At 69.6% G+C, this 13,326-nt stretch carries 17 protein-coding genes and 1 tRNA gene; 5 read left to right on the forward strand and 13 right to left on the reverse strand.

What is annotated here, in order from left to right; translation table 11 throughout:
• Position 1: 1 nt before the first annotated feature.
• Together C3E78_RS00185 and C3E78_RS00190 are read right to left on the reverse strand one after the other, a co-directional pair.
• Positions 2–469, reverse strand: coding sequence for an FHA domain-containing protein FhaB/FipA (locus C3E78_RS00185; RefSeq protein WP_108576424.1), 468 nt, complete (start codon positions 467–469; stop codon positions 2–4).
• Positions 469–1,188 (reverse strand): FhaA domain-containing protein, encoded by a 720-nt coding sequence (locus C3E78_RS00190; RefSeq protein ID WP_108576425.1) that lies wholly within the window; start codon positions 1,186–1,188, stop codon positions 469–471. Before C3E78_RS00190 ends, C3E78_RS00185 begins: the two co-directional genes overlap by 1 nt.
• A gap of 169 nt (positions 1,189–1,357) precedes the next feature.
• On the opposite strand from C3E78_RS00190, the gene C3E78_RS00195 reads away from it, so the two are divergent.
• A tRNA-Leu gene (locus tag C3E78_RS00195) sits at positions 1,358–1,440 on the forward strand.
• A gap of 67 nt (positions 1,441–1,507) precedes the next feature.
• On the opposite strand, the gene C3E78_RS00200 is transcribed toward C3E78_RS00195, so the two are convergent.
• The 6 genes from C3E78_RS00200 to C3E78_RS00225 form a co-directional block, all read right to left on the reverse strand.
• Positions 1,508–2,950, reverse strand: a complete 1,443-nt coding sequence (locus tag C3E78_RS00200; protein WP_108576426.1) for a sugar porter family MFS transporter — start codon at positions 2,948–2,950, stop codon at positions 1,508–1,510.
• Positions 2,951–3,250: 300 nt separating this feature from the next.
• Positions 3,251–3,445 (reverse strand): hypothetical protein, encoded by a 195-nt coding sequence (locus C3E78_RS00205; protein ID WP_108576427.1) that lies wholly within the window; start codon positions 3,443–3,445, stop codon positions 3,251–3,253.
• Between the two features lie 76 nt (positions 3,446–3,521).
• On the reverse strand, positions 3,522–4,022 hold the full coding sequence (locus tag C3E78_RS00210; RefSeq protein ID WP_108580673.1) for a mycothiol transferase: 501 nt from the start codon (positions 4,020–4,022) through the stop codon (positions 3,522–3,524).
• Positions 4,019–4,315 carry a DUF4235 domain-containing protein gene (locus C3E78_RS00215; protein ID WP_108576428.1) on the reverse strand — a complete coding sequence of 99 codons (297 nt, stop codon included), beginning with the start codon at positions 4,313–4,315 and terminating at the stop codon, positions 4,019–4,021. Before C3E78_RS00215 ends, C3E78_RS00210 begins: the two co-directional genes overlap by 4 nt.
• Before the next feature lie 7 nt (positions 4,316–4,322).
• Positions 4,323–4,880 carry a type 1 glutamine amidotransferase domain-containing protein gene (locus tag C3E78_RS00220; protein ID WP_108576429.1) on the reverse strand — a complete coding sequence of 186 codons (558 nt, stop codon included), beginning with the start codon at positions 4,878–4,880 and terminating at the stop codon, positions 4,323–4,325.
• Between the two features lie 73 nt (positions 4,881–4,953).
• Positions 4,954–5,241 carry a WhiB family transcriptional regulator gene (locus tag C3E78_RS00225; protein WP_108576430.1) on the reverse strand — a complete coding sequence of 96 codons (288 nt, stop codon included), beginning with the start codon at positions 5,239–5,241 and terminating at the stop codon, positions 4,954–4,956.
• Positions 5,242–5,315: 74 nt separating this feature from the next.
• Here C3E78_RS00225 and C3E78_RS00230 point away from each other — a divergent pair, with 74 nt between their 5' ends.
• Entirely contained in the window at positions 5,316–6,146 is an 831-nt protein-coding gene (locus C3E78_RS00230; protein WP_108576431.1) for a crotonase/enoyl-CoA hydratase family protein, read from the forward strand.
• A 36-nt stretch (positions 6,147–6,182) separates the two neighbouring features.
• The gene (locus C3E78_RS00235; RefSeq protein ID WP_135804950.1) at positions 6,183–6,974 is read left to right on the forward strand and encodes a class I SAM-dependent methyltransferase; all 792 of its coding nucleotides are present in this window, start codon (positions 6,183–6,185) and stop codon (positions 6,972–6,974) included.
• An 84-nt stretch (positions 6,975–7,058) separates the two neighbouring features.
• Here the strand turns inward: C3E78_RS00235 and C3E78_RS00240 are convergent, their stop codons facing one another.
• The 3 genes from C3E78_RS00240 to C3E78_RS00250 all read right to left on the reverse strand — a co-directional run bounded on the left by C3E78_RS00240 (position 7,059) and on the right by C3E78_RS00250 (position 9,131).
• Positions 7,059–7,331, reverse strand: a complete 273-nt coding sequence (locus C3E78_RS00240; RefSeq protein ID WP_108576432.1) for a DUF2277 domain-containing protein — start codon at positions 7,329–7,331, stop codon at positions 7,059–7,061.
• A gap of 48 nt (positions 7,332–7,379) precedes the next feature.
• Positions 7,380–8,528: a glycerophosphodiester phosphodiesterase gene (locus C3E78_RS00245; protein WP_108576433.1), complete on the reverse strand. Its 1,149-nt coding sequence runs from the start codon at positions 8,526–8,528 to the stop codon at positions 7,380–7,382.
• A gap of 75 nt (positions 8,529–8,603) precedes the next feature.
• The gene (locus tag C3E78_RS00250; RefSeq protein WP_108576434.1) at positions 8,604–9,131 is read right to left on the reverse strand and encodes a TetR/AcrR family transcriptional regulator; all 528 of its coding nucleotides are present in this window, start codon (positions 9,129–9,131) and stop codon (positions 8,604–8,606) included.
• A gap of 127 nt (positions 9,132–9,258) precedes the next feature.
• Between C3E78_RS00250 and C3E78_RS00255 the strand changes: the two genes are divergently transcribed.
• Positions 9,259–10,776, forward strand: coding sequence for an MFS transporter (locus C3E78_RS00255; RefSeq protein WP_108576435.1), 1,518 nt, complete (start codon positions 9,259–9,261; stop codon positions 10,774–10,776).
• 105 nt (positions 10,777–10,881) lie between these two features.
• Here C3E78_RS00255 and C3E78_RS00260 read toward each other — a convergent pair whose 3' ends face one another.
• Positions 10,882–11,700 (reverse strand): hypothetical protein, encoded by an 819-nt coding sequence (locus C3E78_RS00260; RefSeq protein ID WP_135804951.1) that lies wholly within the window; start codon positions 11,698–11,700, stop codon positions 10,882–10,884.
• Between the two features lie 207 nt (positions 11,701–11,907).
• On the opposite strand from C3E78_RS00260, the gene C3E78_RS00265 reads away from it, so the two are divergent.
• On the forward strand, positions 11,908–12,810 hold the full coding sequence (locus C3E78_RS00265; protein ID WP_108576437.1) for an EamA family transporter: 903 nt from the start codon (positions 11,908–11,910) through the stop codon (positions 12,808–12,810).
• Here the strand turns inward: C3E78_RS00265 and C3E78_RS00270 are convergent.
• Positions 12,761–13,309: a TetR/AcrR family transcriptional regulator gene (locus tag C3E78_RS00270; RefSeq protein ID WP_108576438.1), complete on the reverse strand. Its 549-nt coding sequence runs from the start codon at positions 13,307–13,309 to the stop codon at positions 12,761–12,763. The two genes, C3E78_RS00265 and C3E78_RS00270, sit on opposite strands and share 50 nt — an antisense overlap.
• Positions 13,310–13,326 lie beyond the last annotated feature (17 nt).

Below are 13,326 nucleotides of genomic sequence, written 5' to 3' on the forward strand. Positions count from 1 at the left end.
CCTACTTCTGCAGCTCGACGATGGTCTTGCCCAGCCGGACCTGGATGCCGAGGCCGATCGGGATGGGAGTCGTGATGCGCTGGCTCCCGAGGTAGGTGCCGTTCGTCGACCCGAGGTCCTCGACGAACCACTGCTCGCCGTTGGTCGCGAAGCGCGCGTGCCGGGTCGAGACGTAGTCGTCGTCGAGGCGGATCGCGGCGTCGGTCCCGCGTCCCAGCAGGATCGGCTTGTCGCCGAGCGGGACGCTCTGTCCGGTGTTGGGGCCGGAGACGACCTGCAGCTTGGTCGGCACGCCGCGCGGGGTCTTGCGGGACTTGGTCGACGGCGCCTTCTGCTTGGCGGGCCGCGGGGTCGCCGGCGCCTTGGTGCCGAAGATGTCCGAGCGGATGACCGAGACGGCGGAGAGGACGAAGAGCCACAGCACGGCAAGGAAGCCGAGCTTGATCAGCGTCAGCGTGAGCTCGGACATCAGTGCGCCTCGCTCATGCGGATGACGATGACGGTGTTGCCCAGGCGGATCTCCGAGCCGTCGGTGACGACCGCGGTCGAGACCTTGTGGCCGTTCAGGATGACTCCGTTCGTCGAGTTGAGATCCACGATCGTCACGGTGGTCTCGTCTCCGCTCTGGTGGATCTTGATCTGGGCGTGGCGGCGGGAGATGCCGGGGTCGTCGATCTTGAGGTCCGCCTCGTTGCCGCGCCCGATGACCACACCCGGCGCCTGCAGCGGGTGCTTCATGCCGTTGACCTCGATCACGACGTTGGACGAGCGGACCGCCGTCTCGGTCATGCGCTGGCCGGCCACGGGGGTCACGGACGCGTTGGTGCGGCTGCGCACCCGGAACCGTCCGGTGCTGAGCTCACCGGTGCGCTTCAACGTGATCTCCAGCGGCCCGGCCAGCGTGTAGCGCTGCTCCACCACGTGCTCCTTGACGAGCGTGGACAGCTCGTCGGTCAGCGTGGTGCTGAACGGGTTGAGGCGTTCGTAGTCGGGCGGCGACAGCTCGACCGTGAAGTCGTTCGGGACGAGCATGCGATCGCGGGAGAGGATGTGGGCCGAGTTGTCGACCTCGCGCTGCAGGGCCGCGGCGATCTCGACGGGCTGCACGGCGCTGCGGAAGGCACGGGCGAACGCGCCGGTGACCGCTCCCTCGAGTCGTTGCTCGAAACGCTGCAGCACCCCCGCCATCTGCTCTCACCTCTTCGTCGATTCGGTCGCGTCCCCAGTGATCGTATCGGGACGGGGCGAAGAGGCGAGTCATCGCGGAGGGGGCAGCCGTGGAAACCTCGCCGCAAGGGCCTGTTAGACTTGCTCACCGGTCCCCGGGTTCGCTCGAGGACCGCAGCACGAAAACACTGCGCGGGTGGCGGAATGGTAGACGCGCTGGCTTCAGGTGCCAGTGTCCGCAAGGGCGTGGGGGTTCAAATCCCCCCTCGCGCACAGAAACAAGAAGGGCCCGACCGGGTTTTGGTCGGGCCCTTCCTTGTTTGTGTATTCAGCCGGAGCCTCAGGCCTCGGCGCCCACGATCTTGCTCTTGGGGTGCTCGGCGAAGTCCTTCGGGCTGAACTCGCCGTCCTGCAGGTGCTTCTCGATGTCCTCGAGGCTGTGCCCCGTGAGCTCGGGCAGCAGGCGCCACACGAAGACCCACGCCGCGACGTTGAACAGGCCGTAGAGCCAGAACACCTGACCGACGCCGAACGTGTCGATCATCGTGAGCAGGGTCAGCGTGATCAGAAGGTTGGTGGACCACAGGGTGGCCGACTGCACGCTCGTCCCCGCGCCGCGGACGGCGAGCGGGTAGATCTCCGAGCCGGTGAGCCAGCCCATGAGCTGCAGACCGCCGGCGTTGAACAGCATGAACACGATCAGGCAGGCGATGACGAACGGGATGTTGTCCTTGCCCGCGTTGTCGGTGACGAACAGCGCGCCGAGGACGAACAGGGCGATCGCTGCGCCGGGCACCATGATCAGCGTCAGCCGGCGACGGCCGACCTTGTCGACGATGATCAGGCCGACGATCATCATGATCAGGTAGGTCACGCCCAGTGCGACGCTCACGCGCAGGGCGGCGGAGGTCGAGAAGCCGTTGTCCGTCAGGATCGTCGGCGCGTAGTAGATGATCATCTCGATGCCGGACAGCTGGGTGAAGGCGGCGATGCCGCATCCCACGATCAGCGCGGGTCGGACCCACGGCTGGCGGAGGCCGCTCCAGCCGCGGTTGCTGCGCTTGGTCTCCTTCTTGCGCTTCTCCAGCTCCACGATGTCCCCGAGCTCCTCGGAGATGTTGAAGCCCTCGGGGCGCACGCGCTCGAGCACCGCCTTGGCGTCGTCCTTGCGGCCCTGCTTGACCAGCCAGCGGGGGCTCTCGGGCAGCCGGAGCTGCAGGATGAGCATCGCCAGCGCGGGAGCGGCCGCGGCACCGATCGAGATGCGCCAGTCGACCTGCTCGGAGGCGCCGACCAGGGTGGCGATCACGATGCCGACGCCGATCGCGAGCTGGAAGCACAGGACGAGGCGCCCGCGGATGGCTGCCGGCGCCATCTCGGCGACGTACATCGGGACGGTCTGGGTCGCGCCGCCGACCGCGAAGCCCAGCAGCACGCGGGCCAGCGCGAGGAGGACCGCGCTCGGTGCGATCGAGCACGCGAGGCTGCCGACGATGAACACCACGCAGATCAGCAGGATGGTCTTGTGCCGGCCCCAGCGCTCGGACAGCAGGCTGCACGTCAGGGCGCCGATGACCGCGCCCAGCAGGATGCCGGCGGCGATGGACTGCTCCATCGCGTGACCGGTGTCGAACTCGTCGCCGATCTGCAGCAGCGCGCCGGAGATGATGCCGGTGTCGTAGCCGTACAGCAGCCCGCTGACGGCAGACACCATCGCGACCATCAGCATCAGGCCGTTGAGCGCCTTGGGCTGTGCCTCGTCCTGCGTCTGCGTCTGGCTCATCGGTCCCCCGGTTGTGTGTGACGGTCGCAGGACACATACCCCGCAACCGCGGGGTCACACGTACGTCCCCCAGAGCCGTCGGCAGCGGTCGCGGTGCGTACGCCACCGATCGCCCGGGGCGCGGTGCGTACGCCACCGTTTGGGCCCGGATTTCGGCTCAAACGGTGGCACAAGCACCGCCCCCCGCGGCGGATCGGACTACGGCCGGAAGGCGTTCGAGATCGCCTCGGCAACGCGTTCTCGCGCCCGGCCCACCACCGCAGCGGCGGCGCGGCGATGTTTCACGTGGATCGTCGGCGGTCAGGACGAGGGTTCGGTCTCCGCGTCCGCGTCCAGGTCCGGATCGCCGGGCTGACCGGTCGGCTCGGCGTCGCTGGTGGAGTGCGTCACCGGGCCGTTGCCCAGGACGTCCTCGGGCCCGAATCCGCTCGTGTCGTCCAGGGGCTGGGGGTCGTCGCTGTCCTGGGGCTGCGCCGCAGCCGTGGTGTCGCTCATGGGTTCTCCCTCCGCATGCCCGGCGACTCTCGCCGGTGTGGTCGCCGTACCCAGTTGCCGTGCCGTCACTCCACGGTCAGAGCAGGCCCTTGACGTACTCGGCCTGGCCGAGGTGCTTCAGGTCGTCGTCGAGGATGCTGACCAGCCGGACGGCCAGCGTCACGGGCGGGTCCCACGACTCGTCGACGATGCGGTCGAGGTCGTCGTTGCTGAGGGCGTTGACGTACTCCTGGGTCACCTGGGTGACCGCGCGGGCGTAGCCGACGAGCAGCTCGGACGTCGTCGTGACGGCGCCGACCTCGTCGCTGGACTGGCCGTAGCCGGTCTCCGCGGCGTCGAACGGCAGACCGAAGCGCTGCTGCCAGCCCGCCGAGGTCCAGACCTCGTCGGTGCCGGCGACGTCAGCGATCTGCGCGTCCTGCACCCGCAGGAGGTGCCAGACCAGCCAGCCGATGGTGTTGGCGTCCGGGGCGATGCGATGCGCGAGGTCCTCGGGTGAGAGCCCGTCGACCGCGATCTCCGCTCCTTCGCCGATGCGACCGAACGCGTCGGCGAGGATGTCCGCGGCGGTGCTCATGAGCCCGGCCATTCGCCGGTGGCCCGCTGGAAGCCCTTGGCGCCCTGACGCTGGATGACCGCCTTGACGACCGAGTAGATCGCGCCCTGCAGCACGGCGGCGACCAGGATCTCCTTGAAGTCGTACTCGGACTGGAGCGGACCGGGCGGATCCGCGTCCTCGCCGGCGCTCACGCGTTTCCAGATCTGCTTGAACAGCAGGCTGGCGACGAGTCCGCCGACGATCGAGCTGACGAGCCCGACCGGCCGGTAGAGGATCTTGGCGGACGTGCTGGGTGTTCTCGTGGCTGGCATGAGGGCCTCAGGCTTTCGCGAAGACGTCGGTGAGGGTGGAGTTGAACGCGTCCAGGTCGTCGGGGTTGCGGGACGTGACGAGGTCCCAGCCCGACGCCGAGCAGTGGAAGACGGTCTCGTCGACCCACGTGCCGCCTGCGTTGGTGATGTCGGTGCGCAGGCTCGGGAACGAGGTCAGCGTCTTGCCCGGCAGGACGCCGGCCTCGACCAGCGCCCACGGTCCGTGACAGATGGCCGCGATCGGCTTGCTCGCGTCGACGAACGACTTCACCAGCGCGACTGAGTCGGCATCGGCGCGCACCTTGTCGGCGTTCACGGTGCCGCCGGGCAGGATCAGCGCGTCGAAGTCGTCCGCGGAGGCCTCGGAGACGGTCAGGTCCGGGTCGAAGGTCTCGTCCTTGTCGACGTCACCCACCATCGACTGGACCGGCTCCTTCGCGGGAGCGATCAGCGACGGGGTCCCTCCGGCATCGAGGACGGCCTGCCACGGAGAGGTGAGCTCGACCTTCTCGACGCCGACCTGCGAGGTCAGGAATGCAATCTTCTTGCCGGTGAGTGCAGACATGCGATCTCCTTCGAAAACAGTCGTGCGGCCGCCAAGCCCCCGAGACATGGCGACCGCACGAGCACGGGGATGGTCAGCTGGCGATCTTTTCCTGCCGGACCACGGCGGCGCGTTCGCCCTCGGTCATGCCGCCCCACACGCCATAGGGCTCACGGACGCGGAGCGCGTGCTCGCGGCACTGCTCGATGACGGGGCACCGCATGCACAGCTGCTTGGCGGCCTGCTCACGTCGCTCACGTTTGGCTCCTCGCTCGGCCTCGGGCGAGAAGAAGACGGAGCTGTCGACCCCCATGCACACGCCTTGGTACTGCCACTCGTAGGCGTCCATCATGGGTCCGGGGAGGCGATTGACGTTGACCATGTGGGAGGTATGCCCCTCCGGTTGCACTTTCAAACATGTGTGGATCACATCTACCGACCGGTAACATCAGCGGCATGACTTCTGCCGCTCGTACGACCCCCGCCGACGCCGGATCCCGCGTGATCATGGAGATTGACGGCGCCGTCGCGTACGTGACCCTCAACCGTCCCGACAAGCTCAACGGCATCGATCTCGACACGATCGACGAGCTCATCGCGGCGGCCACGACGCTGCAGCAGAACACGGAGATCCGGGCCGTCGTGCTGCAGGGCAAGGGACGCTCGTTCTGCGCGGGCCTGGACTTCGCGTCGGCCTTCCAGGACAAGAAGCGTGTCGCCCGGTACTTCTTCGCCGGCCCGCGCACGGTCAACCGGTTCCAGCGGGTCAACCAGGTCTGGCGCGAGCTGCCGGTGCCGGTCATCGCGGTCGTGCAGGGCCACTGCTACGGCGCCGGCCTGCAGCTGGCGTCGTGCGCGGACTTCCGCTTCACCACGCGGGACGCCACGTGGTCGATCCTGGAGGCCAAGTGGGGTCTGGTGCCCGACATGGCCGGCACCGTCCCGTTCAGCGAGCTGCTGCCCGCGGACGTGCTGATGCGCCTGGCGATGACGGGCGAGCAGATCTCCGGCGAGCGGGCGGCCGAGCTGGGCCTGGCGACCGAGGCGTCCCCGGACCCCCTCGCCGCGGCGCTGGAGCTGGTCGAGCAGATCGCCCAGCGCTCGCCGGACTCCGTGGCCGCGACCAAGCGCCTCGTCTACGGGACCCGCCGCGGTGGGTTGCGCGCGACGTACCGTCTGGAGCGCCGGCTCCAGTCCGCGATGTTCAAGGCGCGCAACACCGCGATCGCCCGCAAGGCCGGCACCGCGAAGCAGACGCCCGTCTTCGGCCCGCGGACGTTCGGCTGATTCTCCCCGTCCGTGCTCGGTTGCTAGGGTTCTGGAGTGACTGACGAGAACCCCCAGCAGGCCCACGACAGCTCCTCCGCGCCGAAGAAGGTCGCCAACCAGTACGAGCGCGACTACGACTACACCAAGTACTGGGACAACCGCGACTACGAGAACGGCGCCGAGCAGATCGCGATCCGGCGGCTGCTCAAGGGACACCACTACCGCAAGGCAGCGGACATCGGCGGCGGCTTCGGCCGGCTGTGCCTGCTCCTGCGGACGTTCGCCGACGAGGTCACCCTGGCCGAGCCCGCCGCGTCGCAGCTCGAGGCGGCCAAGAGGGTGCTGGCCGGCACGGACATCAAGCAGGTCCAGATGCAGGCCGACGACCTGAAGTTCGCCGACGGCGAGCTCGACCTGGTCACGATGGTGCGGGTCATGCACCACATCCCCGAGCCGACGGCCGAGTTCGCCGAGATCTCCCGCGTCCTCGCGCCCGGCGGCACCGCGATCATCGAGGTCGCCAACTACGGTCACTTCAAGAACCGTCGCCGCCACAAGAAGGAGGGCATCCCTCTCCCGACCGAGCCGGTCGACATCCGCCAGACCAAGGCCGACGAGCCCGACGCGATCGCGTTCGTCAACCACAACATCGACACGGTCGTCGGCCAGCTCGCTGCCGCCGGCCTCACCCTCGAGAGCAAGCTGTCGGTCTCCAACCTGCGCAGCCAGACCCTCAAGAAGGCCCTGCCCAAGAGCGTCATGCTCGCGGCCGAGCGCATCACCCAGAAGCGTCTGGCGAAGAGCAACTTCGGACCCAGCATCTTCCTGAAGCTCCGCAAGGCCTGATCCACACCGCGCTGGGCCTGACGTTCCTGCCGACACGCCAGGCGTGTCGGGGTTGAAACGTCAGGCCCAGCGGCGTTGGTGGGGTCAGGTGGTGGCGAAGCGCCGGGCCGAGCGTTCCTTGGCCTTCGCGGCCTCGACCTCCCGGTCCTTCGGCGGGGCCGAGGTCACGAGGTCGTCGAGCAGGTGACCGGTCAGGTGGGCGATCTCGTCGACGGCTCGCCAGAAGACCTCTTCATTGGCCTTCGACGGCTTGCTGGATCCGCTGATCTTGCGGACGTACTGCAGGGCGGCGGCACGGATCTCGTCGTCGCCCGCGGCGGGCTCGAAGTTGTGGAGCGTTCGGATGTTCCGGCACATGAGCTCAGGCTAGGACGATCGCGCCGCCCTGCCCAGGGTCGTGGGGAGTCAGTTCTCGTCCTCCCACCAGTCGCGGGCCGCGTCCGCGGAGTCGGGGTAGTCGGCGAACACGCCGTCCACGCCGGCCTCGAAGAAGGCCCGCAGTTCACCGAACACGTCGCCCTTGGTGCGCGGGTCGGTGCCGTCGCGGAAGTCCGCCGGGAGGAACTGGTTCTCGTCGCGGAACGTGTAGACCGTGACCTTGAGGCCGGCGCGGTGGGCGTCCCTGACGACGTTGGTGGGGGCGGTGAGGAATCCCGCGGCGTCACGCGGGATGACGCTGTTCTTCTCCGGCCCGAGCCACGAGGCGTACGACGCGACGCGGCGCAGACCCGCGGGCGACATGAGGTCGGCATACGTCCGAGGGTCGCCCTGGGCGACCAGGTCGTACGGCGCACCGCTCGCGGACGTCAGCTGCGCCAGCGGCACCCGCGTCCGGCGCGAGAGGGCCCGCAGGTTGCTGGTCTCGAACGACTGGATGATGACCTTCGAGCGGGCCGAGTCCAGCCGGTGCCGGCGCAGCTCGCGCAGGAGCGGGCGCTCGAGCGGCAGCCCGATCGAGCGGAAGTACGTCGGGTGCTTGGTCTCGGGCGCGACGCCGATGGTCCGCCCACGCCTGCGGCTCTCCCGCTGGGCGAGGTCGAGCACCTCGTCGAACGTCGGCACCTGGAAACGTCCGTCGTAGCGGGTGTTGGCCGGGCGGACCGCGGGCAGCCGCTCCTTGGCGCGCAGGGTCCGCAGCTCGCGCAGCGTGAAGTCCTCGGTGAACCACCCCGACACCGCCACGCCGTCGACCGTCTTGGTGGTCTTGCGCTGAGCGAACTCCGGGTGGTCGGCGACGTCCGTGGTGCCGCTGATCTCGTTCTCGTGCCGGGCCACCAGCACGCCGTCCTTGGTGCTGACGAGGTCCGGCTCGATGTAGTCCGCGCCCAGCCTGATCGCCAGCTCGTACGCCGCGAGGGTGTGCTCGGGCCGGTAGCCGGACGCGCCGCGGTGCGCGAAGACGGTGATCTGCTGGGCGCGGTGGTGGTCGGGGCGGTCGTTCGTGACCGTCGTGGAGGCGCCGGCGACCGACGGCACGGCCGTGATCCCGGTGGCGAGGGCGGCCGCAGCGATGAGGTGCACGGCCCGGCGAGCTGGCTGGTGGAGAAGTGTCATGTGCCACAGCCGACGCCCACCGGGTGACGACCGCGTGCACACCGCTCCCCCGTCAGGTGAACAGTGCGGCGATCTCTAGAGCGCGCCGAGGCGCGTGAGGACGTCTCGGACGTGCTTGAGCGCATTCTTCTCGGCCAGGCCGGTGGTGTCGTCGAAGTACAGCCCGTCGCCGATGAGCTGGATGGTGCGGGCCAGCGACTCGTCCTCGAGGTGCTCCAGCAGCACCGTGAACCAGCCCTCGCGCAGGTCCGCGAGCGCGGCGGACGCGCGCGAGTCGTTCTCCTGGGCGATGCGGCCTGCGGCGATGAGCGCGCGGTCGAAGTCGCTGCCGGAGTTGATCGACGTCGTCAGGTAGAAGTCGACCGGGCCCTTGGCGGCGGTGCGCATCTTCTCGACGTCGGTCCTGCCCTGCTCGCGGAGCCGGGTGAGCATCCCCTCGACGAGGGCGTCCTTGCTGTGGAAGTGGTACAGCAGCCCGCCCTTGGAGACGTGCGCCTCCGCGGCGACCGCGTCGAGCGTCGCGGACCGGCTGCCGGCGAAGACCAGGAGCGTCTCGAAGGCGTCGATCAGGCGATCGCGGGTCGAGCGTTCCTCGTCGGGCATGGCCCCACACTAGCGGCGCCCTGACGGGCCGCTCCCTGGAGAGGAATATCACCACCGCCGTGGTCGTTGCTGTACCGGCTGGACGGTAAAGTTCTCCGGACGGCCAGACGCGAGTGAGGAGGACGGCATGACCACGATCGACACCACCGGCACCATGAACGTGAACAGGGCAGGACCCCGGGAATGGGCTGCTCTGGCCGTCCTCATGCTGCCTGTGCTCATGACGTCGGTGGACAACACCGTGCTGAGCTTCGCGCTGCCGGCGATCAGCGTCGACCTGAGGCCGAGCGGCACTCAGCTGCTGTGGATCGTGGACGTCTACGCGATCATGCTCGCGGGCCTGCTCATCGCGATGGGCAGCATCGGTGACCGGTTCGGTCGGCGCCGACTGCTGCTGATCGGCTCGGTCGGTTTCGGCGTCGCCTCGCTGCTGGCGGCGTTCAGCCAGGGACCCGCGATGCTCCTGTCCGCGCGCGTGCTGCAGGGCGTCTTCGGCGCGATGCTCATGCCCTCCACGCTGTCGCTGATCCGCAACGTCTTCCACGACCCGCGGGACCGGCGCGTCGCGATCGCGACGTGGGCCGCGATGTTCTCCGGTGGCGCGGCGCTCGGCCCCGTGCTGGGCGGCTGGCTGCTCGGGCACTTCTGGTGGGGGTCGGTGTTCTTCATCAACGCCCCGATCATCATCGCGTTCGTCCCCTTGGCGCTGTTCCTGCTGCCGGAGTCGCGCGATCCCGAGCCGGGGCCGCTCGACCTGCTGTCCATCGGACTGTCCCTCGGGGCGATGCTGCCGCTGGTCTTCGCGATCAAGAACGTCGCGGAGCACGGCCTCACCGACGTGACGATGACGGCCTTCGCGGTCGGCGTGATCGCCGCGTGGGCCCTGGTGCGGCGTCTGCGGACGAGCGCGTCGCCGATGATCGACATGACCCTGTTCCGCAACCGGGTCTTCAGCGGCGCGATCCTGGCGAACCTGCTGAGCTTCATGGGGTTCACGGGCTTCCTGTTCCTGGGCTCGCAGCTGCTGCAGCTGGTGCTGGGCCTGTCGGCGATGGACGCCGCCCTGGTGCTGCTGCCCGGTCTCGCGGCGACGGTCGTCGCGGGGTTCGTGGCCGTCCGCCTGCTGCGGATCGTCTCGGCGCGGGTGCTGGTGACGGCGAGCTTCGTGGCGTCCGCCGCCGGCTACGCCATGACGGCGCTGAACGGCACGCCGACGGTCGTCTCGATCGCGGTGGCGTTCGCCGTGATGGGCGTCGGGATCGGCATGGCCGAGACCCTGACCAACGACCTGATGCTCTCCAACGTCCCGTCGTCGAAGGCCGGTGCGGCGTCCGCGATCTCCGAGACCGCGTACGAGATCGGTGCGGTGCTCGGCACGGCCATCCTGGGCACGGTGCTGACCTCGACGTACCGCTCGCACCTGACCTTCAACGCGGTCGTCCAGTGGGGCGACCGGGACGGCTCGTTCGAGACCCTGGGCGGCACCCTCGAGGTGGCCAAGTACTACCCCAACATGGTCGGCGAGGGCCTGATCGAGTCGGCGCGGTCCGCGTTCGACCTGGGCGTCCAGTACACCTCCGCCGCAGCGATCGTCATCGCCCTCGCCGCTGCCTTCGTCTCCTGGAAGACCCTCAAGCACGCCTGACCCCCGAATCCGCGAGTGGCGCAAACTGGAGAAAGTGGGACGGCGTGTCGTCCACTCTTGCGCCACTCGGGGGTCGGGTTGCGCCATTCGCGGACGGGATTGACGTCAGGGCGTGGGGCCCAGGAGGCCCGAGCGGATGCGTTGGACCGCGCGGTCGTCGCCCAGCTCGGGGCGTGCTGCGGGATGGCTCCGGTAGAAGTCGACGAGCTCTGCGATCGCGTCGAGGCTCGAACCGGCCGTCGCGATCGGCAGGTGCACCTCTGTGGGTGCCCGGCCACCGACGGATGACTCACCGAGCGTCTCGCGTGGGCCGGTGACGGTCGGCGGCACCCGCCCCTCGAGCACCGCCACGGGGGCGGGGTCGACCCGCAGCGTGACGGAGAGGACGTCGTCCCACGCCAGGGCGTAGGTGCGGACGTACCCGTGGGACCGCACCTCGGTCGGCGTGAGCTCGAGCCGGTTGAGGCGATAGTGCCCGCGGACGAGCCGGACGATCATGGGTGCGCCAAGGGCGAGGACCACCGCCGTCACGACGACCGGGGCCCACGCGCCGTCGTACGAGCTGGTCACGGCCAGCAGGCCGATCCCGAGGAAGAACGCCAGATAGCCGCCGGCCACCCCGAGCAGGGCGTAGGCGGTCGGGGCGTCGCCCGGCACGACCAGGTGTCCGTCACCGGTCCGGACCGCCAGCCGACCGCGGGCGAAGCGGGCCCGGACGTTGCGGGCGAGCACCACCAGCGTGCTGGCCCCACCCACGACGGCGCCTGCGACGGTGACGACGCCCGCTGTGTCGCGCGGGACCAGCAGCACGAAGACGGCGGTCGTCCCGACGACCAGCAGCGCGAGCACGCCCACCACGAGCGTGGACCGGACCGGGCGATGCTGCGTCCAGCGAGAGGCTTCGATCGATGCCGTGGTGGTCATGGTGCTCATCATCCTTGGCCGTGCTGGCGACGTCATTGCCGAACTCCTTCAGTCCGTCGTCGATCGACTCGCGGACCTCCTGCGGGACGAGCCACCGTACAGGCCACCGGACTGGCGCGCGAGCACGACGCGGATCTCGTCCGGCTCGGAAACGGCTGGGACGGCGGTGCCTCGCGCGGGATCGCCGGGGCAGGAGAGACTGGGCGCATGTCCCTGAAGCACAGCCTGCTCGCGGTCCTGGTCATGCTCGTGTGGGGTGCCAACTTCGTCGTCATCGACGAGGGGCTCGACGGGGTCCCGCCGCTTTTGTTCCTCGCGATGCGCTTCGTCTTCGTCGCGTTCCCGCTGGTGCTCTTCATCCCACGGCCGCAGGCTCCCGTGCAGGTCGTGGTCGCGGTCGGGACGCTCATGAGCCTGTGCCAGTTCAGCTTCCTCTACATCGCGCTGGACCTCGGTCTGCCCGCCGGGCTCGCCTCGCTGATCCTCCAGGCGCAGGTCATCTTCACGATCGTCATCGCAGCGGTCGTCCTCAAGGAGACGCCCACCCACCGCCAGGTGCTCGGCGCGACGATCGGCACCGCGGGGCTGGGGCTGGTGATCATCGCCCACGGCGCGTCGTCCCCGGTGGTCCCCGTGCTGGTGATGCTGTGCGCCTCCCTGTCGTGGGCCGCCGGCAACGTGGTGGCCCGCAGCGCGGGCGTCGCGTCGGGGCTCTCGCTCGTCGTCTGGTCGGCGCTCGTCGTCCCGGTGCCCGCGTTCCTGCTGTCGCTCGTGATGGACGGCAGGGACGAGATCGGCCACGCCCTCACGCACCTGTCCGGCGTGGCGATCGCCTCCACGGCGTACACCGCGATCGGCGCCTCGCTGATCGGCTACGGCATCTGGAACTCGCTGCTGGCGCGCTATCCGGCCGGTGCCGTCGTCCCGTTCGTCCTCCTGGTGCCGGTCGTGGGCATCGCCGTCGCGTGGCTCGTGCAGGACGAGGTCCCGACGCTGCTGGAGGTGGCCGGCGGGGTCGTCATGCTGGCCGGCGTGGCCGCGGCGACGATCAGCCGGCGCCCTACGCGAGCAGCGACGCCCGAGCCATCGCCGCCAGTCGGGTCCGCATGACCTCGGGGCTGATGCGGGCGCTGTGCGGGGTGGAGTTGAGCAGGCCGAACGTCGCCTGCACCGCGGCGCGGGCCTCCGCCGCGTCGAGGTCGTCCCGCAGCCGCCGCAGGACGTCGACCCAGATGTCGATGTACGCCAGCTGCAGCGCCCGCACCTCGCGGCGCCCCTCGGCGCCGAGATTTCCCCACTCGCGTTCCTGGATCACGATCAGCGCGGGGTGACCGAGCGCGAACTCGATGTGCCACGCGATGAGCGCGTCCAGCGCCGCCGACGGGTCGGTTGCCGCGCGGGCCCGCGCGCGGCCCTCGGCGAGGAGCTGCTCGCTGATGGACGTCAGCGCCTGGGCGAGGATGTCGTCCTTGCCCGCGAAGTGCTTGTAGAGCGCCGGGCCGGAGATGCCGCACGCGCCACCGATGTCGTGCACCGAGACGCCGTGGAAGCCACGTTCGGCGAACAGGGTGGCCGCGGTGTCCAGGATCTGCTCGCGCCGGGTCGTCACCGTGCCAGTGTAGCGGC

This window comes from Aeromicrobium chenweiae (genome assembly GCF_003065605.1).
In the GTDB taxonomy this organism is placed as follows: domain Bacteria; phylum Actinomycetota; class Actinomycetes; order Propionibacteriales; family Nocardioidaceae; genus Aeromicrobium; species Aeromicrobium chenweiae.

Excerpts from the sequence above, each read along its gene's own strand:
- C3E78_RS00185 (WP_108576424.1), bottom strand. The coding sequence starts at position 469 with ATGTCCGAGCTCACGCTGACGCTGATCAAGCTCGGCTTCCTTGCCGTG.
- C3E78_RS00190 (WP_108576425.1), bottom strand. The coding sequence starts at position 1,188 with ATGGCGGGGGTGCTGCAGCGTTTCGAGCAACGACTCGAGGGAGCGGTC.
- C3E78_RS00200 (WP_108576426.1), bottom strand. The coding sequence starts at position 2,950 with ATGAGCCAGACGCAGACGCAGGACGAGGCACAGCCCAAGGCGCTCAAC.
- C3E78_RS00205 (WP_108576427.1), bottom strand. The coding sequence starts at position 3,445 with ATGAGCGACACCACGGCTGCGGCGCAGCCCCAGGACAGCGACGACCCC.
- C3E78_RS00210 (WP_108580673.1), bottom strand. The coding sequence starts at position 4,022 with ATGAGCACCGCCGCGGACATCCTCGCCGACGCGTTCGGTCGCATCGGC.
- C3E78_RS00215 (WP_108576428.1), bottom strand. The coding sequence starts at position 4,315 with ATGCCAGCCACGAGAACACCCAGCACGTCCGCCAAGATCCTCTACCGG.
- C3E78_RS00220 (WP_108576429.1), bottom strand. The coding sequence starts at position 4,880 with ATGTCTGCACTCACCGGCAAGAAGATTGCATTCCTGACCTCGCAGGTC.
- C3E78_RS00225 (WP_108576430.1), bottom strand. The coding sequence starts at position 5,241 with ATGGTCAACGTCAATCGCCTCCCCGGACCCATGATGGACGCCTACGAG.
- C3E78_RS00230 (WP_108576431.1), top strand. The coding sequence starts at position 5,316 with ATGACTTCTGCCGCTCGTACGACCCCCGCCGACGCCGGATCCCGCGTG.
- C3E78_RS00240 (WP_108576432.1), bottom strand. The coding sequence starts at position 7,331 with ATGTGCCGGAACATCCGAACGCTCCACAACTTCGAGCCCGCCGCGGGC.
- C3E78_RS00245 (WP_108576433.1), bottom strand. The coding sequence starts at position 8,528 with ATGACACTTCTCCACCAGCCAGCTCGCCGGGCCGTGCACCTCATCGCT.
- C3E78_RS00250 (WP_108576434.1), bottom strand. The coding sequence starts at position 9,131 with ATGCCCGACGAGGAACGCTCGACCCGCGATCGCCTGATCGACGCCTTC.
- C3E78_RS00255 (WP_108576435.1), top strand. The coding sequence starts at position 9,259 with ATGACCACGATCGACACCACCGGCACCATGAACGTGAACAGGGCAGGA.
- C3E78_RS00260 (WP_135804951.1), bottom strand. The coding sequence starts at position 11,700 with ATGACCACCACGGCATCGATCGAAGCCTCTCGCTGGACGCAGCATCGC.
- C3E78_RS00265 (WP_108576437.1), top strand. The coding sequence starts at position 11,908 with ATGTCCCTGAAGCACAGCCTGCTCGCGGTCCTGGTCATGCTCGTGTGG.